This window comes from Hyalangium gracile, assembly GCF_020103725.1.
GTDB lineage: Bacteria > Myxococcota > Myxococcia > Myxococcales > Myxococcaceae > Hyalangium > Hyalangium gracile.
Map to the genome: position 1 here is coordinate 182,687 of NZ_JAHXBG010000016.1, position 23,679 is coordinate 206,365.

Sequence of the window (23,679 nt, forward strand, 5' to 3'; positions counted from 1 at the left end):
GCATCTCTTCGGTGCCTATGACGCAGACACTTCCCTCACCGCGCGGCCCCGATGACTTGAGCTACCCACTCGCGGCTTTCCTCGGTATTGAGCAACCGGTCGAACTGACCAGAGGACATCGCCGCAACCAGGGCTCGGTCACGGGCAACGACATCCAGAACACTCCTTGGGAATGGCAACCGGATGCGACCGTCCAAACTGAACTCAGGGGCCGCCACCGCTCGCTCCAAGTATGTTGAGAATACCGAGAGGAATGCATCCACGTTGGAGGCGACAGGCAATACTTCATCTCCCTCATAACCATTGATGAAGATGACGGGCTGAATGCCACTTGCATCCGCTAGAGGCGGAACAGTCGCCAGGTAGTATGCCAGGAGCGGAATCTGTCCAAACACGAGCGAGGACGCGTAGGGCTCGTCCCCAAGCATTCGCATCCCCTCGTTGATACGTCGAACCACATTGTCAATATCTCGAAATGGATAGATCTGAAAATCCCCAAGCATGGCTCCGCTCATTTCCGCATAGAGCCTAGACAAGAGGGGATCGAAGGGTTGTCCTAGGAATCCTTCGCCGGGCGCAGGCACGGTTCCTTCTGGAGGAAGAATCTCTACAGGAAGGCCATGCTGCTGGCAGACCGCCTTCAATCTCTCGAGACCGACCCATTCGAATTGCGGCTTCACGGAACCCTCACCAAACGACGAAGGGCCACCCCCCTCGGGCAGCCCCTCAAGACAGCATCGCTCCCGCCCCCTACTGCTGCGTCGAGTTCGCGGGCGGGTTGTAGGTGATCTGCAGCACCTCGCCCGTGCTCACGTTCTGGTCCCCCATGTACTTGACCATGTCCTCGGCGCTCACCTCGATGGGCTGGTTCGCCATCGGGTCCATCACGAGGAACTTGTCCGTCTCCGGGTTGTAGCCCACCACCGACACGAAGTGCCCCCCGTTGAAGACGTCATTGCCCCGGTACAGGGCGTCCATCCCCGCCTCGTCGCCCCACCCCGTGTCCGGGTTGCCCGCCACCACGAACGCCGTGTGGTTGTCCCCATTCATGAAGGCCAACCGCATCTTGTCCACGTCCGCCTCGCGCGAGCCGTTCCACTCGTTCTTCCACACCTCCACCTGTACGCCCGCCTCCTGCATCGCCTGCGTCGTCAGCGCCTTGTAGATGCCTCCCGGCGTCGAGTAGTCGGTGTCCGCCGTCCCCTTGGCCCCGGCCTCGCGCAGGCTCATCGTCGACGCGAACCCATCCGCCTCGCTCACGCCCTGCAGGCTCCAGCCCGGCACTCCCAGGTAGCTCAGCCCCATGTTCGCCGACGCGTAGCCGCAGTTCTGGTTCCCGTCCCCGTCCGTGTCCCCCCACATCTGGTTGATGAAGTGGTTGCCCGCCTCCGCCTGCGCCGCCGCGTAGTCCGGCGGCGTGAACATGTTCGTCCCCTGCTCGTTCAGGATGCGGATGCGGCCCTCCCGATCCATCACCAGGCTGCCGTTCTCGAAGTTCTGCACCGTCGAGCCGTCCAGCCGCATCATCGCCGCCGACGTGGGCAGCCCCAGCTGCTCCCCGTAGAAGCTGGCCGCCTCCGCGAACAGTGGCTGCTGGAGCGTCGCCGTGCCGTTCGGATCGAAGTGCCCGTCCGTCCGCGGCATGCCGTAGCCGGGCCGGGGATGCGGATGCGTCATCATCTCCAGCGTGGCGTTGTCCACGATGCCCGTCACCTCCAGCCCGTTGTCCCGCTGGAACTGCTCGACGGCCGCGCGCGTCTCGTCCCCGTAGAAGCCGTAGGACCGTCCATCCATCTCCATGTAGCCGAGCCGATCCAGGAACCGCTGGACCACCTCCACGCCGTGCGGCGCGCTGTTCTCCGGCCCCACCGGATCCTGCGTCTGCCCCTCCACCCCGATGTTGATGTCCGTCAGCGTCGAGGCCAGCGGCTCCCCCGCCGGTGCCCCGGGGTACGACTGGCCCGGGACTCCTCCTCCCTGCTGCGCTCGCACGTTCGCCGCGAAGGTGTCCGTCGCCTGCCGGACCGTGTTGACCGTGTCCTGCACTGCCTTCACGGGGTCTCCCCCACTGCGGGCCAGCGCGTTGACACCGAAGCCAATGAGCTTGGGAATGATGGTGTTCGACATGACGTCCCCCTGGGGGCACGAAGCGAGCCCCCGCGTAGTGGAACACATCATCCTCGAAATGTTTCAGGGTTCCACTGACCGTATGGGTCGTCCGTAACCGGGGTACCTCCCAGGCCATCACCCCCAGTCTCGGTTGACCGGGAGCCTCCAGGGGAGCCATCCAACCCCCGAGGGCTCACACAAGCCCCCCATCCGGGCCTCCCTGGTGCTATCTGTCCCGCCATGGCTCAGCCCCTCTTCGCCACGGTCCCCAACGAGATCGACTTCCCCGCCGACGAGCGCCGCATCCTTGCCTTCTGGAAGGAGCGCAAGATCTTCGAGCAGACGCTCCAGGGCCGGGACTCCGCCCCCGTCTTCGTCTTCTACGAGGGCCCGCCCACCGCCAACGGCCTGCCCCACAACGGCCACGTCCTCACCCGCGTCATCAAGGACCTGTTCCCCCGCTACAAGACCATGCGCGGGTTCCGCGTCCCCCGGAAGGCCGGCTGGGACACCCACGGCCTGCCCGTCGAGGTGGAAGTCGAGAAGGAGCTCCGCATCCACGGCAAGGCCGAGATCGAGCGCTACGGCGTCGAGCCCTTCACCCAGCGCTGCATCGAGTCCGTCTTCCGCTACACCAACGAGTGGGAGCGCCTCACCGAGCGCATCGGCTTCTGGGTCGACCTCCAGGAGGCCTACGTCACCTACCACCGCAGCTACGTGGAGAGCGTCTGGTGGGCGCTCGCCGAGCTGTTCCGCAAGGGCCTGCTCTACCAGGGCCACAAGATCGTCTGGTGGTGGCCCCAGGGCGGCACCGCGCTCAGCTCCGGCGAAGTCGGCATGGGCTACCGCACCGTCGATGACCCCAGCGCCTATGTCGCCTTCCCCCTGAGGGGCTCGCCCGACACCGCGCTCCTCATCTGGACCACCACGCCCTGGACGCTCCCGTCCAACATGTACGCCGCCGTCAACCCCAACGTCGACTACGTCACCGTCGACGCCGGCGAGCGCAAGCTCATCATCGCCGCCGCCCTGCGCGACGAGCTCGCCAAGAAGCTCAAGAAGGACCTGCCCATCCTCGAGACCCAGAAGGGCAGCCAGCTCGTCGGCCGCCGCTACTTCCCGCCCTTCGACGTCTACTTCCAGCGCGCCGGCTCCACCGAGCTGCCCCTCAAGGCTGGTGGCTCCGACTCGCCCGCCTGGCGCGTCATCGCCGCGGACTTCGTCACCCTCACCAGCGGCACCGGCATCGTCCACATCGCCCCCGCCTTCGGCGAGGACGACTACGAGGCCTTCCGCCACGAGCGCACCCGCTTCACCAGGCCCGACGCCCTGGAGATGTTCTGCGCCATCCGCACGGACGGCACCTTCTCCGAGGACTTCCCCGGCCTCACCGGCAAGTTCGTCAAGGACGCCGACAAGGACATCACCCGCACCCTCAAGGAGCGCGGCCTGATGGTGCTCGTGGAGCAGTACCGCCACGAGTACCCGTTCTGCTGGCGCGCCGATGACGACCCGCTCATCCAGTTCGCTCGCCCCGCCTGGTACATCCGCACCACGTCCGTGAAGGACCAGGCCATCGCCAACAACCGCGCCGTCAACTGGGTCCCCGACCACATCAAGGAGGGCCGCTTCGGCGACTTCCTCGCCAACAACGTGGACTGGGCCCTGTCTCGCGAGCGCTACTGGGGCACCGCCCTGCCCCTGTGGATCCACTCGGAGACCGGTGAGGTGGAGGCCATCCCCTCCCTCCAGGCCCTGCGCGAGAAGCCCGGCAACAACGTCGCCGCCGTCGAGGCCGAGCTCAAGGCCTTCATGGCCAACAAGCCCGGCGCCTCCAGCACCGAGCACCTCATCGTCCACAAGCCCTGGGTCGACAAGATCACCTACGAGAAGCCCGGCACCCCTGGCCGCTTCGCCCGCGTGCCCGAGGTCATCGATGTGTGGTTCGACTCGGGGTGCATGCCCTTCGCGCAGTGGGGCTACCCCCACGCCCCGGGCTCCAAGGAGAAGTTCACCCAGGCCTTCCCCGCCGACTTCATCTCCGAGGCCATCGACCAGACGCGCGGCTGGTTCTACTCGCTGCTGATGATCAGCACGCTCGTCTTCGACGAGGAGACCCAGAAGCGCCTGGGCATCACCCCGCCTCGCGGCTGGCCGCACCCGTACAAGAGCTGCATCGTGCTCGGCCACGTCGGTGACAAGGAGGGCAAGAAGGAGTCCAAGTCCAAGGGCAACTACACCCCGCCCGAGATCATCCTCGACGAGGTCCGCATGGACTTCGCCGTGCTCGATGACAAGGCCGCGGGCGTCCCTGGCGTCGCGGGCGAGGCGCTCATCGCTCGCGAGGACCTCGAGGGCCTGGACCTCCAGGAAGGCGCCAAGGTGCAGGTGTTCCGTCCCGACCAGCCCGCCACCGCCCTCACCCTCACCCTCAAGGTCCACAAGAAGCTCAAGCGGCGCGTGCTGCTGCTCGCGAAGAAGGACCTCGAGGCCCTGGGCGTGGCGCCCTCGGCCAAGGGGGCGGACGTGATGCCCGTGGAGGTGCCCCGGCTGGCGGCCTCCGAGCGCGTGTCGGTCAAGGACCCCGCCAGCAAGGCTCCCGGCGCGGACGCGTTCCGCTGGTTCTTCTTCGCCGCCAGCCCCACCTGGTCCAACACGCGCCACTCGCTCAGCAACGTGCGGCTCCTGCAGAAGGACTTCCAGGTCAAGCTGCGCAACGTCTACTCGTTCTTCACCATCTACGCGAACATCGACGGCTTCTCGCCCGCCAACGGCAACCCCGACTCCTCCGAGGTGCCGTGGCTCGCCATCCGCAAGAGCCAGGGCTGGCGCGATCCCAAGTCCCGCACCGTGCTCGACCGGTGGATCCTCTCCGAGGTCCAGCTCGCCCTGCGCGACGTCGCCCGCTCGCTCGACACCTACCAGGTGTATGAGGCCGCCCAGCGGCTGGTGGCGCTCGTGGATGCGCTCTCCAACTGGTACCTGCGCCGCTCGCGCGACCGCTTCTGGGCGCCCGGTCTGGAGCAGGACAAGCTCGACGCGTACTACACCCTGTACGACGCGCTCACGACGATTGCCGCCATGGCGGCGCCCTTCGTCCCCTTCTTCGCCGACGAGATGTGGATCAACCTCGTGCGCCGCCCCTGGCCGACGTCCCAGCCGGAGAGCGTGCACCTGGGCCGCTTCCCCGATCCCGACGAGCGCCTCATCGACGAGGGGCTCGCCGCGGAGATGGGCGCGGTGCGTGAGCTGGTCTCCCTGGGCCTCAAGGTCCGCACGGACAACCGCCTCAAGGTGCGCCAGCCCCTGTCCCGCGTGGACGTCATCCTCGCCCGCTCCGAGCTGAAGGAGCGCGTCGCCGTCTACAAGGACCTCATCGCCGACGAGCTCAACGTCCACGAGGTGAGCTTCCTCGAGGCCGGCCAGGAGACCGACGTCGTGCGCTACAAGGTCCGGCCCAACCTGCGCGCCGTCGGCGGGAGGCTCGGGCCCAAGCTGGCTCCCGTGCGCAAGGCGTTCGATGCCGCCGATGGCCGCATCCTCCAGCGCGAGCTGGCGCTCAAGGGCATGGTCTCCATCGCCGTCGGCGAGGAGCGGATGGTCTTCCCCACCGAGGACCTCGAGGTGCTCGTCGAGGCCAACCCCGGCTATGCCGCCGCTGGAGCCGGCGTGGGCGTGGTGGTGCTCTACACCGAGCTCACCGAGGCGCTGGTGGACGAGGGCCTGGTGCGCGAGCTGCTCGCCCGCGTGCAGGCGGCGCGCAAGGACATGGCGCTCGGCTACACCGACCGCATCCGCCTCTGGGTGGATGGCGACGCCCGGGTGGTCCGCGTCGCGCAGGAGGCCAAGGAGCTCATCTCCCGCGAGACGCTCGCCTCGGAGCTGAACGTCGGCCCCCAGGGCCTCACCGGCAAGGAGGAGGAGTTCAACCTCAACGGTCTGCCCGCGCGCCTGCGCGTGGAGCGTGCCTGAGCCCCTCCTCCCGCCTCAGGGTCTGTAGCGCAGGATGGCGCCGCCGAAGCCTCCAATCCGCGGCGCCGTCCCCATCCCCCAGAGGGCGTTGAAGTCCCCTCCGTAGGGGATGGGCACCGGCAGCCACGTGGAGCCGTTGTAGTGGAAGAGCGTCATCCCCTCTTCCCTCCGCTCCAGCACGTAGACGTCCGTGGGCCCCGTGCCCCAGATGTCCAGCAGGTCCCCCTCCGCGAAGGGGACCACCGGCGTCCAGCGCTGGCCGTCGTAGTGGCGCACCAGCCCCCGCGCCCCAACCACCCAGACGTCGTTCCTGCTCGAGCCCCACAGTCCATAGAGAGTCTGTGAGGTGGGCGGGTCCAGGGCCACGGCCTTCCAGCCCGTGCCGTCCTTGCGCAACAGCGTCCCGGCGTCGCCCACGGCCCAGGCAGACGCAGCGTCGGTGCCCCAGACCCGGTGCAGCGTGGCGGTGGTGGGGCTCGGGCTGACGCTCCAGTCCTGGCCGTCATAGTGGATGAGGCGGCCCACGTCTCCCACAGCCCACACGTCCGTTGGGCTGGAGCCCCAGACGCTCCGCAGCGTCTCCGGCGCGATGGGTTGCGGCCAGGGCGCGGCCGTCGTGCCATCGGACCGCACGATCGTCCCTCCGGCGCCCACGGCCCAGACCTCCTGGGAGCTGGCACCCCAGACCGAGTGCAGCACTTGCTCCGTATCGCTGGTGATGGTCGTCCAGCGGCCCTGGCTCCAGCGCAGCAGCGTGCCTCGGTCGCCGCAGGCCCAGGCCTCCGTCGCGCTCAGCGCCCGACCGCCCCACATCATGGTGCCGGCGCCTTCTCGCAGGGACTTCCACTGGCCGTCCTTCAGCCACACCGCCTGGCCTCGGCTCCCCACCGCCCAGAGCCCCCAGGCCGGAGTGCCCCAGACGTGCTCGAGATCCTCGGAGATCTCCAGCGAGCTCAGGTGCGCGCCTTCCGCGTCGATACGAAGGATCGTGCCATGCGCGCCCACCGCCACGGCCTCCCGCGCACTGAGCGCCACGAGGCTGTCGAGCGACTCGGTCCCCTCGTACACCACGCTCCAGGTGCCTGCTTCGTAGCGCCGTATCCGCCAGGTCGCGGGAACGCGATGGTGATCCAGCGCCCACAGCACCCCGTCCGCGCCGCTCAGGCTCAGGACCAGCTCCGTGTGGAACCTCGGCTGCTGCGACCAGGCCTGCCCGTCCCAGTGCAGCAGGGCGCCCTCCGCCGTGATGACCCAGGCGTCGTTGGGCGAGGTGCCCCACAGCCCCGTGAAGTAGTGCGGCGGAGTGCTCTCGGGCCGGCTCCACTCCGCGCCGTTCCAGTGCAGCAGCGCGCCGTCGAACCCTCCTACCCAGACGTCGTTGGGGCCGCTGCCCCACACGGCGACCAGGTGCTGCTTGAGCCCCGTGCCCACCGGCTGCCAGGCCTTCCCGTTCCAGCGCACCACCGCGCCCTGGCGACCCACGGCCCACACGTCATCCGAGCGCGTGCCCCAGATGGCCAGCAGCGTCTGCTCCGTCGCCGAGCGGTAGACCTTCCAGCCCTTGCCATCCCAATGTGTGGCGATGCCCGGAGCGCCCACCGCCCAGACATCGTCCGGAGCCGCCGCCCACACCGCCTCGTAGTAGCGCGCGTGCGGCGAGGGGTTCTCCCAGCACCAGTGCTCGTCGAAACAGCGGTTGACGAGCTCCGGGTCTCCTCCGTCCGGCTCTTCCGGGCCACCGTCGGGACCGCCGTCTGGGCCACCGTCCGGCCCGCCATCCGTCCCGCCGTCGTACCCGCCATCCGGGGGCGTCGATGGCTGCTCCTGCGGCATGGGACAGGAGTCCGCCTCGCGGACGCACATCTGCGTCACCGCGCAGCAGGTCCACCCCTCGCCACACGGGCAGGGACGCTCCTCCAGCGACACCGGCGCCACGCAGGCGCCGAGCAACACCCCGAGCACTGGCAGCCAGAGCCTCAAAACCGTCCCTCCAGTTGCAGGCCCGCCGAGTTCGGAGAGAGCGTCGGGTAGGCCTCCGCGGGCGCTCCCGGCCAGAGCAGCAGGCCGAGCCCCACCACTCCCGCGGCAGCCCCCGCCGCATACAACGCGGTGGAGCGTCGGTTGAGGCTCTGGATGCGCGCGTTGCGGCGCAGCGCCTCCTCATTGGACAGCCCGCTCGCGCCCTCCGAGCGCAGGCCACGCGCGGACAGCGTCGTCCAGGCCCCTCCGCCCAGCGTCATCCCCGCCACTCCGAGCGCGCTCCAGCCCGCCACGCGCCGCCATGGAGCGATCCCCGGCTCCAGCGGCTCCAGCGGCACGGGCGTGCGGAAGTCATAGGCCTCGACGGCCTGCCGGTCGTACGGCAGCGAGAAGATGAGGCTGAACGCCTCGTGCTCCGCGCCTCGGGCGATGGCCCTGGGGGCCTGGGGCGTGAGTGCGGCGAGCTGCACCACCTCGGGCATGGCGTCGATGCGGTACTCGCTGCCGTCCACCACGCGCCGCACGTACAGCGGGCCCGTTCCCACGGGCCTGGCCACATAGAGCCGCTGCCCAGAAGAGTTGTGGAAGTCCGCCAGGCGCACGCCCCGGCTGTCCTCGAGCTCCAGGTGCACGGACTCGCTGCCGTCCACCTCGATGCGGTGGGCCATCGCCTGCCCCAGCTCCACCAGCCACTGCCCATCCTTCGGCGGGCGCGCGTGGACCTCCGGGCGGAAGCGCTCGTTGGGGATGGCCGCGTTCGCCCGTTCCACGAAGGCGGCGATCTCCTTGTAGCTCACCCGGCCATCTCCATCCGCGTCCGCCGCTCCGTAGAGCCCCGAGCGCACCTCGTGGCTGAAGACACCGGACTGGAAGGCCTCCCACTCGTGGCTCTCGCGAGCGCTGGAGGTGGAGAGCAGCAAGCCCACGCGCCCGTCCTCCGACAGGTGCGCCACGTCACTGAAGCCGCTCAGCGGACGGCGCTGGCCTCCCGGCCCTCGGCCATAGGCCAGGAAGTACGAGGAGCACGCGTCCACGATGAGGTGCACCTGCTCCGCGTCCACCCGGGCAATCAAGGCATCCATCAGATCCTTGCCCGTGAGCTGGCGGTCCTCGAGCGTCACGTACCCCTGGCCGTTGCGCACGCTGCCATGGCCCGCGTAGACGAAGTAGAGCACCGTCCCCAGGTTGCGCTCCTTCGCCTGCGCCACGTCCTTCGCGAGCTGATCCACCAGACGGTCCCACTCGGCCTGCCGTGGCACGCTCGCCTCGGCCGCGGCCTGCGGGTGCAGCCGCTCCGTGTTCTGATCGAGCCGCGCCAGCAGGTACGTCCGGGCGCCCAGGAGCCGGAAGAGGTCCAGGTAGCGCGCGGCATCGTCATCCGCGTAGCGCAGCGGAGGCTCGTTCGGGTCCACGCTCCGGTTGACTCCGACGATGAAGGCGAAGGCGGCCCGCGGACGCTCCTCCGCCCACGCGGGCAGCGCCGCCAGGACGAGGACGAGCGCCAGTGTCCCGCCCGGGTATCTCACCGCTTCACCCTCACCGTGAACGAGCTCTGCTCCGCGCCCTTCAGCGACAGCGGCTGCTCCGGGCTCTGCCCCTTCATCAGCGCCTCGGCCTGCTGCACCGTCAGCCGCTCGTCCGACAGGACGCTGTGGAGCACCAGCCGCTGCCCATCGAAGTCATGCGAGATGGCCTCGGGCAGCTCGTGCAGCGCCGCTCCGCCGAAGGCCTGCACCGCGGCCGGATTCGAGTCCGGGTCGGACCAGCTCGGGTGGAACCAGTACACGTGCTGGTGCTCGTCCACCGCGTAGATCATCAGCCACTTGCGCCCGTTCGGGTTCTCGTACGCGAAGGCCAGCTCGTCCCCGGCGCGCAGCTCGCTGTCCACGGGCTCGGCCGCCAGGCCCGGGCGCACGCGGTAGGCGCGCAGGCTCTCGGGCTGGCTCACCGTGGGACCGCCGCGTGCCGTGAAGCCCTGCTCCTCCGCCGAGAGCGAGGAGGGCCTCGTCATCACCACCCCCACCACGAGCAGGGCCACCACCGCGAGCGCCGCCATTCCCTGTGTCACCGGCACGGGAGGCCGCACCAGCCCGAGCCCCTGTCCCAGGCGGGCCTGGTCATCCGCGGCTGCCTTCGGATCCAGGCGCCGCAGCAGCAGGTGCCGCTCATAGAGCGACTTGCAGGAGCGACAGCCCGGCAAGTGCTCTCGCAGCGCGTGCTCGCCGCCCGGCTTCAGCTTCCGGGCGAAGTGCTCATCGACACGGCCGCGCATGGGGCAGACCCCTGGGTTCATGGTGTACTCCCTTCGCGCAAGAGGAAGTGGCGCAGCAGCGAGCGGATACGCAGCTCCTGGTACGCCAGCGTGGTTCTGTGGATGCCCAGCTCCCGAGCCGCCTCCCGCTGTGGCAGCTGTCGCAGGAAGCGAGCCTCGAAGACGCCGTGCCATTTCTCGGGCAGGCACTCGCGCCGGAAGCGCTCTATGAGGATGCGGGCCTCGCACTCGGCGTCGGAGGCCTCCACCGCCTCGGCCTCGCCGACATCGAGCTCCCTCACCTGCGCCAGCGCGCCCTGCTCGCGCTGCTGGCGGCGCACGAACTCCAGCGCCTGGTGATAGGCCACCGTGCCGATCCAGGCCTTGAGCGAGCCGCCTCGGAAGCTCCGGCGCAGCTCCTCACGGGAGATCAATCGATAGAAGACCTCGTGGATGACGGTCTCCTGGTCCGCCCCGCTGAGCACCCGTCCCACGGCCCGCTGCACGGTGGGATACAGCTCGCGGTAGCACTGCTCCAGAACGGAGCGCCGCCCGGCATGAAAGTCCAGGAGCCAACGGTCCGCGCCGTCCTCGCCGAGCGCGGAGCAGAGCGCCTCCTCGATGTTCGCCTGCACGCCTGCCCCTCCCCGTCCTCGGCCTGCCCCAGAGGTGGATCTAGGTGCTCCGCCTCGCAAGGCAACCCGGGGGCTCTGTCAACTCACGGTGCTTGTTCAAGCCCCAACGGGCGAATTGAGGAAAATCGACCTCGAAAAGAGATTCGTCCATGAGCGGACCCCCACGCATTTCGAAGTTGAAAGCGACGAGATGCGGAATGGAGGGTGCGGCGATGCGAGCGGTGACGGTGATGGTGGGCGGGAACAGGGGCGAGAACGAGCGCTCCGTCCTCTGGATCGCGGTGGTGGGGACGGTGCTGCTGATGTTGCTGAATGGCTGCGGGAAGGAAGAGGCCTCGCGGCAGGAGCCGACGGGAGATCGGTTCACGTACCCCGCCCTGCAGACGGAGGTGCCGCTCTACGAGCTGCGGATCCCCGAACAGACGATGGCGCTGTTCGACAGGGAGCCGTACGCGGATGAGCAGCCGGCCACGCTCACCTTCGAGGGGCAGACTCACGAGGTGATGGTGCGGCTGCGCGGCTCGAGCTCGCGCTTCTTCCCGAAGAAGAGCTGGCGCATCGAGTTCCCCAAGGGCGTGGAGTTCGACGGCCGGCGCAAGCACAACCTCGTCGCCGAGTTCCAGGACCGGACGATGATGACCGAGAAGCTCGCCTACGACATGATGCTCGCCATGGGGCTGCCGGCTCCGCGCACCCGGTTCGTGCGGATCTCCATCAACGGCCAGTACCAGGGCGTCTTCCTCGACATCGAGCGCGTGGACAAGGACTTCGCCGAGGCCCACGGCTTCGCCGACCCGGACCCGACCATCTACCGCTGCGGCGCCAAGGACTGCGAGATGAAGCTGTGGCGCACCGACTACCAGCAGGACTGGCAGAAGGAGACCAACGAGGACGTGAAGAGCAAGGACGACGTGATGACGCTGATGAACGTCATCAACCGCGCCCCCGAGCCTCACCTGCCCGAGATGCTGGACGCGAACCTGGAGCTGGAGCACTACCTGCGCGCGATGGTGGCCGACACCCTCATCTCCAACGACATCCACGAGGACTCGCAGAGCTACCTCATCCACGACAAGACAACGGGCAAGTGGACGTACGTGCCCTGGGATCTCAACAACAATGACGCGCGCTGGTGGCCGACCTACAACCTGGGGATGAAGCCGGTCGTCGATCACCCGCTGTTCGGCTACAGCCTCTCGGATGCGTGGGTGGCGAAGATGTATGCCAAGCGCGCGACGCGCCCCGGCTTCCTGCCCGCCTTCTCCAACCTCAACACCCGCATCATCTACAACCCGGAGCTGCGCGAGCGGCTGCTCGCCCTGGTGGAGAAGGGCCTGGACGAGCTGCTCGCCCCGGAGGTCATCGACCCGCGGCTGGACGCGATGTACGCGCTGATCGCCCCGTACATGGACGCCGACCCGTACCTGCTGCTCGGCCCGGATGAGTCGATGCCGGTGGACCCCGACGGCATGGCGAAGTTCCACGAGGGGCTGCCCTTCCTCAAGGCCTACGCGCGGGGCCGCACCTCCTTCGTGCGCCAGCAGCTGGCGCGCTTCCGGGCGCCTCCGAGCACCCTGCAGCTGAGCGCCGTGAATCCGCGCGAGGGCTGGGTGGAGCTGCGCAACCCCACCGACCGAGAGCTCTCCACGGCGGGCCTGGTCGTCACGGTGGACCTGCGGCGCACGATTCCCTCGCTCCGCGTGCCCAGCACCAGCGCCGTGCTGAGCGGGCACATGATTCCGCCCCAGGGCACGCTGCGCCTGCCCCCCCAGGAGCTGGGCTTCACGCTCCCGCTGGAGGGCGAGCTGGGCCTCTTCAATGGAGAGACGGTGACGGGCGTGCTGGACGTGCTCTTCTACGGCGCGCTGCCCCCCGGCAGCGTCTACACCCGGGGCGAGGAGGCCGCCTCCGGCTGGGAGATCCGCTGAGCCGGCGGCTCAGGCCCCCGAGCGCAGCACCTTGAGGGCCTCGCGGAACAGCGCCTGGAAGGCGGCCTCGGCTCCGAGCCGCTCTCCAGCCACCTCCGCAGCCTTCTCCGCCTGCGGCGCCTTGTAGCCCAGGTTCAACAGCGCCGAGACGAGATCCGCCATCGGCCCCGCGGCCGGTGGCGGAGCCGTTGCCCCCTGAGCCACCGCCTCCAGGTGCAGCACCTTCACCTTGTCCTTGAGCTCCAGCACCAGCCGCTCGGCCGTCTTCTTGCCGATGCCCTTGATCTTCGTCAGCCGCGCCACCTCGCCTCGGCCCAGCGCCGCCACCAGCTCCGGCACCTCCATGCCCGACAGCACCGTGAGCGCAAGCCGCGGCCCCACCTGGGAGACGGAGTTGAGCAGCAGGAACATCTCCTCCTCGGTCCGCGTGAGGAAGCCGAACAGATCGAAGGCGTCCTCGCGCACCACCGTGCGCACGCGCACGTGCACCGGCTGCCCCTCCGCCGGCAGCTTGCCGATGGCCAGCGTGGACAGGGCGACGCGGTAGCTCACGCCCGCCACGTCGATGATGGCTTCCTCCAGGCTCTTCTCCACGAGGGTTCCGCGCAGTGCGGCGATCATCGCGCCTCCGGGCGCCGGTAGGACGGGCTCAGCCGGTCCGCGAGCAGCCCCGCCGCGCCCTTGCGGCTCTTGCCGCGAGCGCTCCGGGTGCTGCCCACGAGCAGCCCCGCCGCCCGTCCCTGGTTGAGGTGACAGAGCGCCACCGCGAGGGCATCGCTGGCGTCCGCTCGTTCAATCGCTTCGAGCTGCAGCAGAGAGCACACCATGCGGGCGACCGCATCCTTGCCGTCCGCGCCGCCCGCCCCCACCGAGCGCTTCACCCGTGCAGGGGGGTACTCGAACACGGGCAGCCCCGCCTGCGCCGCCGCCAGCAGGGCCACGCCGCGCGCGTGCCCCAGCACCAGGGCGCTGCGCGCGTTGCGGAAGGTGAAGACGCCTTCCACCGACACCGCCTGCGGACGGAACTGGCTCAGCCTGCCCGTCAGCTCGGCGTGCAGCACCATCAGCCGGTGGTGCAGCGGGGCCTCCGGGTCCACCTTGATGACGCCGTGGGCCACGTGCGTCAGCCGGCCGCGCCGCTCCTCCACCACGCCATACCCCATGAACCGGCTGCCAGGATCGACCCCAAGGACGCGCACGTGCCTCTCCCACTCCGACTCCGGCTCCGACAACGAGACGGGTGTTCAGCCTTGTAACGCGCGAGCCCGTCCCTGTCGATCCCCTGCCTGCCAGGCAGGCCTAGTGCAGCGACTCCATCAGCGCCTCGTCCATCTCGAAGTTCGCGTGCACGTTCTGGACGTCGTCGTTCTCCTCGAGCGCGTCCATCAGCTTGAGCATCTTCTTCGCGTTGTCGCCCTCGAGCTTGACGGTCGTCTGCGGGAAGAAGCTCCACTTCTGCTCGCCCAGCTTCAGCCCGGCGGCCTCCAGGCTCGTCGCCACGGTGTGCAGGTCCACCGGCGCGGTGCGCACCTCGAAGCCCTCGTCGCCGTGGTTGATGACGTCCTCGGCGCCCGCCTCGATGGCCTTCTCCATCACCTGGTCCTCGGTGGGGCCCGGCTTCACGGAGATGACGCCCTTCTTGTGGAACATCCAGCTGACCGCGCCCTCCGCGCCCAGGTTGCCGCCCCCCCTGCCGAAGGTGGCGCGGACCTCGCCGGAGGTGCGGTTGCGGTTGTCGGTGAGGCACTCGACGAGGACGGCCACCCCGCCCGGGCCATAGCCCTCGTACATCACCTCTTCGTAGTTCTCGCCCTCCAGCTCGCCGGTGCCCTTCTTCACCGCGCGCTGGATGGTGTCGTTGGGCATGTTGCCCTCACGAGCGGCCGTGATGGCCACTCGCAGCCGGGCGTTGCCCGCCGGATCGCCTCCGCCCAGCCGCGCGGCGACGGTGATTTCCTTGATGAGCTTGCTGTAGAGCTTGCCTTTGGAGGCGCCCATTGCGGCCTTCTGCCGCTTGATCTTCGACCAACGATTGTGACCAGACATGGCGGTGCCCGCGACTTGTCCCTAACCCGGACCAGAGAGTCAAACACTGTCCGAGCTCAGCGGACGCGTGCTGTCTTCTCTTCCCGACGGTGGCCCTTGGGCTTCGTGAAGCTCAGGATGACCGGAATGGGCGTCAGGGCGGCGACCTGCTCCGCGCTGGGCTCCGGCTCCACGACGATCTCCACGTCCAGCTCGGGCTCCACCGAAGCGGGCGACTCCGAGACACTGCTGGCCTCCTGGGCTGGCACGTCCGCCGGGGGCGGGGCCTCCACCTGGGGCTCCTCGGGCGGGAGCACCCGGGCCTCGTGCTCCTCGGCCGCGCGCTCCTCGGCGTCGCGGGCCTCCGTCTCCCGCGCCACCCTCGCCGCCTCGGCCTCCGGCTCGAAGAAGCGCGGCGCGTCCAGCAGCCGCTCCCGCGCCTCCATGTGGCAGGCGGGCACCAGCACCCCGAGCACGAACAGGTGCATCACGGTCTCGAACGCCACCACCTCCGTGAGGCGGCACTCCAGCAGCACCGTGCGCACCGTGCGGCGCCCATCGAACAGGCGCACCAGCGACACCACCTCGTCGGGCAGCGTGGAGAGGTGCTCGGACAGGTGCTGGAAGTCCACCGTCAGGCGCGCCGCCAGCGGCACTCCCACCTCGCGCAGCCGGGCGAAGCGCTCCAGGGCCGGCAGCACCTGCTGACGCAGGAACGGCAGGTCCATCAGCAGCGTGCCCCGGTGCAGCTCGGGGCCGAACGTGACGCCGTACACGCCGCTGGCAAAGCTCAGCAGGCGCCGGAACGCCAGCACCCCGCGCTCGCCCTGGAAGCCCGCGTCCACCACCTTCCCGTCACGGAAGGCGAAGAAGCCCTCCCCGTCCTTGAGCACCACCCGCCCCGAGCGCGTCCCGGCCAGCAGCGCGCGGGCAATCGCCGTCAGCGGCAGCCGCGCCGAGTGCGCCTCGTACTCCGGCTCCGACGTGCGCCGGCCCGCCTTGAGCCGCGCCAGCGCCACCACGTCCTCCACCATCACCGGCTTCGTCAGGTAGTCGTCCGCGCCCACGCTCGCGGCCAGCTCGGGGTGGAACACCTCGCGACGGCTGGCGATCAGGAACACCGGCAGCTCGGCCGTGCGCAGCTCTCCCCGGAGCTGGTTGCACAGGGAGAAGCCGTCCATGCCCGCAAGCTCCGTCTCCGCCATGACGAGGTGCGGCAGGTACGAGGCAGAGGCCAGCTCTTCCCGAGCGTCCTCGGCCGTCGCCACCACCATCACCTCGAAGCCCGCCTCCGCCAGCCCCGTCCCGAGCAACGAGCGGTACTGCTCGTCCGGCTCCACCAGCAGCACGCGCAGGCGCTTGCAGCGCCGGGCACGCGGGCTCAGCCCGGCGGCGGTGGAGACTGGCTCAATGATGGTCGCGCGAGGGGAGCGGGCAACCATGGGGAGGGCTCCTGGGGGAGGACGAATGTTCGGCAATCAACTCAAGTGGTAATAATCCGGAATAGCGGAACTGATGCCCATCCTGCCTCAACCTCAACTTGTAAGAAAGTCCCTGGAGCGCTTTTTTTTGACGAAGCTCGGGGATGTCTGGAATCGAGCGAAGCTCCTCCGAAAGATCGACGGCCCGTTCCAGGCGCGTAAGGTGGGCGCATGACGCGCCCCGTCTTGCTGCTCACGCTCGTAGTCGCCTTCCCGGTCTCCGTGGCCGCGCAGGAAGCAGCGGCTCCGTCGCGGGAGGAGTGGTCCTTCGGAACCGTGCTGTCACCGGCCGCCCTGCCCGAGGGCTCTAGCGCCTTGTATGGCTATGTAGGAGTGCCCGAGATGGGCGCGGGCTATCGCCAGGGCATCGCGGGCTTCGAGTTGGAGGGGCGGGCGCGGCTGGACTACTTCCGGCTGTCGGGCATCTTCGAGGCGGGCGCGCGCCGGGCGGTGCTGCGGGAGGGGGCGGCGACGATGGCGCCGACGCTGAGCCTGGGGCTGGTGCTCAACTCCGGCAGCGCGTACCTGGACGCGGACAACTTCGGCGGCGTGCTGCTGCGCGTCACTCCCGGCATGGTGGTGAGCTGGAAGGTGGGCGAGACGGTGGCCCTGGTGGGGTTGCTGAACGTGCCCATCGACATCGGCCTGGATCCCACGGGAGCGCGGCGCCTCCAGGCGCTCACGGGCGGCGGCGCGGAGGTGTACCTGGGCTCGGGCATCTCGCTGCTGGCCGCGGGACAGCTCGGCGTGGAGACCTTCAAGGCCCCACGCGAGAGCGCGGTGACGCGGCTGGGCTACCAGGTGCAGCTGGGCATCGGCACGCGGCTGTTCTGACGCCGCGCCGGACGCTCACGTCAGCCCGTAGCGCTCCAGCTTCTTGAGCAGCCCCTGCCGCGAGAGGCCGAGCGCCTCGGCGGTGTGCGTGCGGTTGCCGTTGAAGCGGCGCAGGGCCTCTTCGATCTCACGGCGCTCCAGCGCCTCCACCTTCTGCTGGAGCGTGGTGGCGCCGGGCGCGGGGGCACGGGGGCGCTCGCTGCCGGTGAAGGAGAGATCCTCCGGCTGCAGCTCGCGCCGGTCTCCCGCGAGCACGGAGGCGCGCTGCATCTCGTGGCGCAGCTCGCGCAGGTTGCCGGGCCAGGCATGCGCCTGGAGCGCCTCGATGGCCGCGTCCGAGAGCAGCTTCGCGCGGCCGTCCGGGCACAGGTGGGCGCACTGGTTGAGGAAGTGGCGGGCGAGCAGCGGCAGGTCCGCGGCGCGCTCGCGCAGGGGCGGCAGGTGCACCTGGACGCCCTTGATGCGCCAGTAGAGGTCCTCTCGGAAGGCGCCGGCCTGCTGCAGGGCCCCGAGGTCCTTGTTCGTGGCGGAGATGCAGCGCACGTCCACGTGCGAGGGCCGGTCGGCACCCACGGGGAGGATGTCGCCGGTCTCCAGCGTGCGCAGCACCTTCACCTGGAGCGAGGGCGTCATGTCGCCGATCTCGTCGAGGAAGAGCGTGCCGCCGTCGGCCTCGGCGAAGAGGCCCCGGTGATCGCGCGTGGCCCCGGTGAAGGAGCCCTTCACGTGGCCGAAGAGGGCGCTCTCCAGGAGGTTCTCGGGGAGGGCGCCGCAGTTGACGGGGATGAAGGGGCCGGCACGGCGGCGGCTCTTGAGGTGGATGGAGCGGGCCAGCAGCTCCTTGCCGGTGCCGTTCTCCCCGGTGACGAGCACGGGCAGATCGCTGGCGGCGATGCGCTCGGCGAGCGAGACGGAGGAGAGGAACGAGGCGCTCTGCCCCACCATCGCGGTGTCGCCCCCGGCGTGGGCGAGCGAGGACTGCAGCGCCTCCACCTGCCGCTCCAGGGCCACGCGGGCCATGGCGCGCTGGACGACGACCAGGAGCACGTCCGGGTCCACCGGCTTGGTGAGGAAGTCATAGGCGCCCAGGCGGATGGCCTCCAGCGAGTGGCGCGTGTCCCCGGCGCCGGAGACGACGATGACCTTGGTGCCCGGGCGGGCGGCGATCAGCGCTCCCAATTGCTCGAGCCCCGCGGACACGCTGCCGTCGGGAGGGAGCATCAGGTCGAGCAGCACGAGCGGAAACGCACGGGCCTCCACGGCGGCGCGGGCGGAGGGGCGATCGGCGGCCTCGAGGACCTCATAGCCCGCCTCCCGCAGCAGGCCTCCGTAGACCTTGCGAAAGGCGGCGTCGTCGTCGACGAGGAGGAGCGCGTGCGGTGTGGGGCTCATGAGGATGCTCAGCCAGGGACCCAGCCTGGATGGTGGCTCTGGCTCCTATCCGCGCACCATACCAGCAACCCGCACCTGGGACCGACCCGGGGAGTCGCTCCACGATCATGCTATACATATAAGGAGAGGTTCCCTCGTCGTCCGGAGAACCCGGCGCGTGCTGACAGCCTGGCTCCAACGTCGCCCCCTGCCCTACTGGCTGTCGACCCTGCTGCTGGCACTGGCTTACGTCCTCGCGGGGCGTGCCGGGCTGCTGCTGGCCATCCCTCCCGGCTATGCCACGGCGATCTTCCCCTCCTCCGGCGTGGCCCTGGCTGGCGCGTTGATGGGGGGCTATCGCCTGGTGCCAGCCGTCTGGCTGGGCTCCACCTCCATGAACCTCTGGATGTCTTGGGGGAAGCACAGCCAGTGGACGCTCGAGCTGGTGCTGGTCTCCGCGTGCATCGGCCTGGGCGCCGCGCTGCAGGCCGCGGCCGGGCTCTTCCTGGTCCGCCCCGTCGCGGGCCCCGAACCTCGGCTGCGGAAGCTGGGAGAGATCCTCAAGATCCTGCTGCTGGGAGGCCCCCTGGCCTGCCTGATCAGCGCCAGCGTCGGCACCGGGGTGCTGCTGCTGGTGGGCGCCATCTCCGCCGCTGAGTGGCCGGTGAGCTGGCTGGTGTGGTGGGTGGGCGATGGGCTGGGCGTGCTGGTGACGCTGCCGTTGACCCTGGCGGTCTGTAACTGGCCGGCAGGCGCCTGGGAGGGCCGCCGGCACACCGTGCTGTGGCCCCTGGTGGTGTGTCTGCTCATCACCGTGGCGGTCTTCATCCGCGTGAGCCAGTCCGAGCTCCATCGGACGCACATCGAGTTCGAGCGCAAGGCCGAGCGGGCCGCGCGCACCATCGAAGGCAACCTGCTGCGCTACCTGCAGTCCGCCCAGGCCATCCGCCGCTTCATGGAGGTGTCGGACCGCGAGAACGCCGAGGCCTTCCACCACTTCGTCAGCGGGGAGCTGGCGCGCCTGCCGGCCCTGCACGCCGTCGGGTGGGCGCCCCGGGTGAGCCTCGAGGAGGTGCCCACCTACGAGGCGCGACTGCGAGCCCGCTTCGGGCCCCAGGCCCACATGCTCGAGTGGGGCGAGGCGGGAGGACTGCGGCCCACCCGTCCGCGTGCCGAGTACTTCCCGCTCACCTTCATCGAGCCCGGAGAGAGCCGGACCCTGGGCATGGGGGCCGATCTGTCTTCCGAGCCGTCCCGACGAGCGGCGGTGCACTCCGCGCTGGCGCGCAACGAGCTGGCGCTCAGCGAGCGGCTGCACCTGCTGGGGGAGGCGTCCGGGGCCTGGTCCGTCATCGCGTTCCTGCCGGTCCAGGATGATTCCGGAGGCCGGGTCCTGGGCCTCGTCACCGCGGTGCTGCGGCTGGAGGACATCGTCCGCCAGTCCATCGACCCGGCCCATGCGTCCGAGCTCCGCTTCACCATCCGGGACACGACGGCGCCCCCCGAGCGGCAACGGCTGTATGGAGACGACACGCCCCAGGGCTGGGGCGAGGCGCGGGTGTTCTCGCTGCCGGTGCAGCTGGGCAACCGGCAATGGATGATCCATGCGAGCGAGACGCAGCAGGGCTTCGCCAACGCCACGCGCCGCTGGCAGACCTGGGCGGTGCTGGCCGGCGGCCTGCTGTTCACCGGGCTGCTCGCGGTGCTGCTGCTGGACCAGAGCGGCGAGAAGGCGCGAGTGGCGGCCCTGGTGGCCGAGCGCACACAGACCCTGCACCAGCGCGAGCAGTTCCTCAGCACGGTGCTGCAGTCGGCGCTGGACGGCCTGCTGACGCTGGATGACAGCGGGCGGGTACGCAGCGCCAACCCGGCGGCGGGCCGCCTGCTGGGGATGACCACCGCCGAGTGGGAGGGGCTGCCCCTGGCGCAGGTGCTGCCCACCCTGGAGTGGCCGCTGCTGCGCGCCGAGCTGGACCAGCTGCCCCCCGAGTCTCCAGGCCTCCGCCGGGAGACCCATGCCCGACGCCGGGACGGGACGGAGGTGCCGGTGGAGCTGGCGCTCAGCAATGCCTCCGCCAGTGGCGTGCGGACCTACGTGTGCCTGCTGCACGATGCCTCCGAGCGCATCCGCGTCAACCGCATGAAGGACGAGTTCGTCTCCACCGTCAGCCACGAGCTGCGCACCCCGCTGACGTCCGTCCTCGGAGCCCTCAGCCTCATCAACCGCGGCGGAGTGGCGACCCAGCCCGAGCTGCTCTCGCAGCTGCTCGGCATCGCGGAGAACAACGCCCAGCGCCTGCTGCAGCTCATCAACGATCTGCTCGACGTCGACAAGATGGAGGCCGGTCACCTCTCCCTGCAGTGTCAGCCGACAGAGCTGGCCCCCCTGCTGAGCCGCAGCCAGGAGGAGAACCGCGGCTACGCCGAGCGCTTCCAGGTGTCCCTGCTCTTGCAGCCCGAGGGCCTGGCCGGCGCCTGGGCCGAGGTGGATGAGACGCGCTTCGCGCAGATCATGAACAACCTGCTCTCCAACGCCATCAAGTTCTCCCCTCCCGGCGGCACGGTCGAGGTCGGCATGCTGCAGGAGCGGGACTGGCTGGAGATCTTCGTGCGAGACCACGGCGACGGCATCCCCGCCGACTTCCAGCCCCTGATCTTCCGCAAGTTCTCCCAGGCGGACAGCTCCGACACCCGCCGCCAGCGCGGCACCGGCCTGGGGCTGTACCTGACGCGCATGCTCGTGGAGCGGATGCGGGGAGGGATCCGCTTCGAGACCGCGAAGGGCCAGGGCACCACCTTCTTCGTCCGCCTGCCTCGCCACTCACCTCAGTCCGGAAGCGGGGCCTGACGCGGAGTGCCCAGCAGCTCCAGGGTCCGCACGGCGACCCTCACGAGCGTCTGCGCGCAGGGCTCGCAGCCTCCCCCACAGCACCGGGGCCAGCGGCCCTCGGGGTTGCGCACGAGCGGCCGGACCGAGGAGCGATAGTAGGAAGGCAGTCCGAGCTCGTCGCTGGCGCGGTTGAGGGCCAGCTCGAGCTCGCTCTCGGAGATCTCAGGCACGCCCTGCCCTCTCCATCACCGGGACTCCGAGCTCGCGCCGTCCCTCGAGCCCTCCCAGGCCGTCACCGCGACGCAGGCCTGGCTCTGGCTGCCCACGCGCAGCTCCGCCTCGAAGCGTGTGACTTCCAGGCGATCGCGCTCGATCCGCTCGCGAAGGTCCGGGTGCTGCGTGAGGTTGCTCAGCACCACCACCTGCCCTCCCTTCGCCTCCGCCTGGAGCCGCGCGGCCAGGTTCATCGTGGTGCCGAACAGATCCAGGCGCTGGTTGGCACGCACCGCGAGGCACGGCCCTTCGTGGATGCCGATCTTCGGCCGGAGCCCATGCTCTCCCAGGAGCCGCTCCGTCTCGCGCGACAGCTCCAGGGCCGCCGCGAACGCATCTCCGGCGCGCAGGAAGGTAGCCATCACCGAGTCTCCCATCGTCTTGAGCACCGAGCCGCTATGTCGCTCGGCGGCTTCCGAGACGATGCGGAAGTGCTGCTCGATGAGGGCGAAGGCCCGCGCGTCGCCGATCTTCTCGTAGAGCGCGGTGCTGCCCGTCAGGTCCGAGAACAGCACCACCATGGAGCCGGTGGTCAGCGCCATGCCCGCGGAGGGCGCCTCGGTGGAGAACAGCTCGTGGAAGTCCCGCACCGCGAGCACGTCCCTGCCGAGCGCGACCTCCGGCTCCCAGTCCGCGCGCTCGATCGAGAACTCCTCCTCGTGCGGCGTCGAGTTGACGAGCACGAGCGTCACCCGGGAGTCCCCGGCCTTGCTGTCCCCGGTCGTCACCTCCAGCGCGCGCGAGTCCAGCGTCACCTGCAGTGAGCCGCCCGACCGCACGGGGAGCCCGGTGCGCAAGCGCCGCATGGCGGTGCGCAGGGAGTACGCCCCCCTTGGCAGCTCCAGCGTCACCTCGCGGCGGCCATGCGGCGGGACGATGAAGTTCGCCAGGATGTGGGGCCGGAACCAGGGAGAGGCCACGCACCAGGTGCCCGCGTTCACGGCCCGGATGGCCGGGCTCACCTGGAAGCTCGCCTCCACGTTCGACGCGAAGTCCACCCCGAACGAGCGGTCGCAGTCGATGCAGTAGCCCTCGCGCGGCAGGCTCTCCAGGCTCGACACCTCCTGGGCGCCGCCTCGGCAGCCGGGGCACTCGAGCTGCCAGCGCAGCTCGTAGAGACCGGCCCTCGCCGCGTGCAGGAAGCCCCGGAGCACCTGGCGCCGGTCGAAGCCCCAGATGCGCGCCAGCTCGAACGGGCGGATCTGCCCCACCTCGTCATCGAAGCCGTCCCGAGCGAACCGGACGATCCGCTCCCGGAGCTCGGCGGACACGGGGGCGCTGGCGAAGCGCTGGGCGCGGTGCTGCAGCTCCTTCTCCTGGAACTGGCTGCGGAGGCCGAAGACGATGCCGTCGGGCTCCAGCCGGCCCAGGAGGTGGCGCGCGAGGATGACCGCAGGCACGGGCCTCGGCTCCAGCCCGCCCTGGTCCCGAGCGCTCTTGAAGAGCCGCTCCAAGGAGTCGAGATAGTGCGTCAGCGCCTGATCGATGGACTGGAGGAGCCGGTGCTCGGACTGTCTGTCCAGGGGCTTGTCGCCCTTCATGTAGGCGGTGAGCGAGACCTGGACGCCTCCCTCCGAGGGCTGGAGCTCCGCGCGGAAGCCGCCGAGCCGCATCGGCCCGGACAGGTAGTGCCGCAGGCCATGGAGGCGCTGGCCCTCCACCCACTCCCCACGCTCGAGCCACTCGGCCTCGCCCCAGGACTGGGTGGCGTGGCCGACGCGGGCGCGCACCCGCTCGCCCTCGGCTTCGAGCTCGGTGTAGCGGTACTGGGTGGGCTTGAAGCCCGCCAGCCGGTCCCAGCGATTGGTGTCCGCGACGAACCCCCAGACGAGCTCGGGCGGCGCGGGAAGGTGACGCTCCTGAGTCCTCGAGTATTCGTGGGCCATGGGGGCAGCGTACCCTCGCGCCTCCCGGACGGCGAGAGCCTCCGCACGGCCGCGCGGTGACCACTGGAGGATGCTGTGCGTGAGGATGGCGTTCACAGTCCGCC

General features: G+C 69.8%; 17 protein-coding genes. 4 read left to right on the top strand and 13 right to left on the bottom strand.

The genetic code is table 11. The features are described 5' to 3' along the window. Positions 1-35: 35 nt before the first annotated feature. A complete protein-coding gene (locus KY572_RS29625) occupies positions 36-680 on the bottom strand; it encodes a hypothetical protein (protein ID WP_224246357.1) in 645 nt (214 codons plus the stop codon). A 70-nt stretch (positions 681-750) separates the two neighbouring features. Then, on the bottom strand, positions 751-2,127 hold the full coding sequence (locus KY572_RS29630) for a peptidoglycan-binding protein (RefSeq protein WP_224246358.1): 1,377 nt from the start codon (positions 2,125-2,127) through the stop codon (positions 751-753). A 222-nt stretch (positions 2,128-2,349) separates the two neighbouring features. Between KY572_RS29630 and ileS the strand changes: the two genes are divergently transcribed. Next, complete coding sequence (gene ileS / locus KY572_RS29635) at positions 2,350-6,081, top strand: isoleucine--tRNA ligase (protein WP_224246359.1); 3,732 nt, start codon at positions 2,350-2,352, stop codon at positions 6,079-6,081. A 15-nt stretch (positions 6,082-6,096) separates the two neighbouring features. Here the strand turns inward: ileS and KY572_RS29640 are convergent, their stop codons facing one another. Genes KY572_RS29640 through KY572_RS29655 form a run of 4 tightly spaced genes read right to left on the bottom strand, consistent with a single transcriptional unit; the run spans position 6,097 to position 10,947 of the window. Then, a complete protein-coding gene (locus tag KY572_RS29640; protein WP_224246360.1) occupies positions 6,097-8,061 on the bottom strand; it encodes a WD40/YVTN/BNR-like repeat-containing protein in 1,965 nt (654 codons plus the stop codon). Beyond that, positions 8,058-9,587, bottom strand: coding sequence for a caspase family protein (locus tag KY572_RS29645; RefSeq protein ID WP_224246361.1), 1,530 nt, complete (start codon positions 9,585-9,587; stop codon positions 8,058-8,060). The genes KY572_RS29640 and KY572_RS29645 overlap by 4 nt, the downstream gene beginning before the upstream one ends. Further along, a complete protein-coding gene (locus tag KY572_RS29650; RefSeq protein ID WP_224246362.1) occupies positions 9,584-10,354 on the bottom strand; it encodes a hypothetical protein in 771 nt (256 codons plus the stop codon). Before KY572_RS29650 ends, KY572_RS29645 begins: the two co-directional genes overlap by 4 nt. Continuing rightward, on the bottom strand, positions 10,351-10,947 hold the full coding sequence (locus KY572_RS29655; protein ID WP_224246363.1) for an RNA polymerase sigma factor: 597 nt from the start codon (positions 10,945-10,947) through the stop codon (positions 10,351-10,353). Before KY572_RS29655 ends, KY572_RS29650 begins: the two co-directional genes overlap by 4 nt. A 212-nt stretch (positions 10,948-11,159) precedes the next feature. On the opposite strand from KY572_RS29655, the gene KY572_RS29660 reads away from it, so the two are divergent. Then, positions 11,160-12,875 (top strand): CotH kinase family protein, encoded by a 1,716-nt coding sequence (locus KY572_RS29660; RefSeq protein WP_224246364.1) that lies wholly within the window; start codon positions 11,160-11,162, stop codon positions 12,873-12,875. 9 nt (positions 12,876-12,884) lie between these two features. On the opposite strand, the gene ruvA is transcribed toward KY572_RS29660, so the two are convergent. The 4 genes from ruvA to KY572_RS29680 all read right to left on the bottom strand — a co-directional run bounded on the left by ruvA (position 12,885) and on the right by KY572_RS29680 (position 16,342). After that, positions 12,885-13,496: a Holliday junction branch migration protein RuvA gene (gene ruvA / locus KY572_RS29665; protein ID WP_224246365.1), complete on the bottom strand. Its 612-nt coding sequence runs from the start codon at positions 13,494-13,496 to the stop codon at positions 12,885-12,887. Beyond that, positions 13,493-14,074 (bottom strand): crossover junction endodeoxyribonuclease RuvC, encoded by a 582-nt coding sequence (ruvC, locus tag KY572_RS29670; RefSeq protein WP_224246366.1) that lies wholly within the window; start codon positions 14,072-14,074, stop codon positions 13,493-13,495. The genes ruvA and ruvC overlap by 4 nt, the downstream gene beginning before the upstream one ends. Positions 14,075-14,174: 100 nt before the next feature. Continuing rightward, positions 14,175-14,921, bottom strand: coding sequence for a YebC/PmpR family DNA-binding transcriptional regulator (locus KY572_RS29675; protein ID WP_224246367.1), 747 nt, complete (start codon positions 14,919-14,921; stop codon positions 14,175-14,177). 56 nt (positions 14,922-14,977) lie between these two features. Then, positions 14,978-16,342 (bottom strand): response regulator, encoded by a 1,365-nt coding sequence (locus tag KY572_RS29680; RefSeq protein ID WP_224246368.1) that lies wholly within the window; start codon positions 16,340-16,342, stop codon positions 14,978-14,980. 210 nt (positions 16,343-16,552) lie between these two features. On the opposite strand from KY572_RS29680, the gene KY572_RS29685 reads away from it, so the two are divergent. Next, positions 16,553-17,215: a hypothetical protein gene (locus KY572_RS29685; protein ID WP_224246369.1), complete on the top strand. Its 663-nt coding sequence runs from the start codon at positions 16,553-16,555 to the stop codon at positions 17,213-17,215. A 15-nt stretch (positions 17,216-17,230) separates the two neighbouring features. Here KY572_RS29685 and KY572_RS29690 read toward each other — a convergent pair whose 3' ends face one another. Next, positions 17,231-18,607, bottom strand: coding sequence for a sigma-54-dependent transcriptional regulator (locus KY572_RS29690; RefSeq protein ID WP_224246370.1), 1,377 nt, complete (start codon positions 18,605-18,607; stop codon positions 17,231-17,233). Between the two features lie 157 nt (positions 18,608-18,764). On the opposite strand from KY572_RS29690, the gene KY572_RS29695 reads away from it, so the two are divergent. Continuing rightward, complete coding sequence (locus KY572_RS29695; RefSeq protein WP_224246371.1) at positions 18,765-21,434, top strand: CHASE domain-containing protein; 2,670 nt, start codon at positions 18,765-18,767, stop codon at positions 21,432-21,434. Here the strand turns inward: KY572_RS29695 and KY572_RS29700 are convergent. Together KY572_RS29700 and KY572_RS29705 are read right to left on the bottom strand one after the other, a co-directional pair. Further along, on the bottom strand, positions 21,413-21,646 hold the full coding sequence (locus KY572_RS29700) for a hypothetical protein (protein WP_224246372.1): 234 nt from the start codon (positions 21,644-21,646) through the stop codon (positions 21,413-21,415). The two genes, KY572_RS29695 and KY572_RS29700, sit on opposite strands and share 22 nt — an antisense overlap. A 15-nt stretch (positions 21,647-21,661) precedes the next feature. Next, entirely contained in the window at positions 21,662-23,575 is a 1,914-nt protein-coding gene (locus KY572_RS29705) for a DUF5939 domain-containing protein (protein ID WP_224246373.1), read from the bottom strand. Positions 23,576-23,679 lie beyond the last annotated feature (104 nt).

Coding starts and splice junctions, on each gene's coding strand:
- KY572_RS29630 (WP_224246358.1), bottom strand. CDS start 2,127: ATGTCGAACACCATCATTCCCAAGCTCATTGGCTTCGGTGTCAACGCG.
- ileS (WP_224246359.1), top strand. CDS start 2,350: ATGGCTCAGCCCCTCTTCGCCACGGTCCCCAACGAGATCGACTTCCCC.
- KY572_RS29650 (WP_224246362.1), bottom strand. CDS start 10,354: ATGAACCCAGGGGTCTGCCCCATGCGCGGCCGTGTCGATGAGCACTTC.
- KY572_RS29660 (WP_224246364.1), top strand. CDS start 11,160: ATGCGAGCGGTGACGGTGATGGTGGGCGGGAACAGGGGCGAGAACGAG.
- ruvA (WP_224246365.1), bottom strand. CDS start 13,496: ATGATCGCCGCACTGCGCGGAACCCTCGTGGAGAAGAGCCTGGAGGAA.
- KY572_RS29675 (WP_224246367.1), bottom strand. CDS start 14,921: ATGTCTGGTCACAATCGTTGGTCGAAGATCAAGCGGCAGAAGGCCGCA.
- KY572_RS29680 (WP_224246368.1), bottom strand. CDS start 16,342: ATGGTTGCCCGCTCCCCTCGCGCGACCATCATTGAGCCAGTCTCCACC.
- KY572_RS29685 (WP_224246369.1), top strand. CDS start 16,553: ATGACGCGCCCCGTCTTGCTGCTCACGCTCGTAGTCGCCTTCCCGGTC.
- KY572_RS29690 (WP_224246370.1), bottom strand. CDS start 18,607: ATGAGCCCCACACCGCACGCGCTCCTCCTCGTCGACGACGACGCCGCC.
- KY572_RS29705 (WP_224246373.1), bottom strand. CDS start 23,575: ATGGCCCACGAATACTCGAGGACTCAGGAGCGTCACCTTCCCGCGCCG.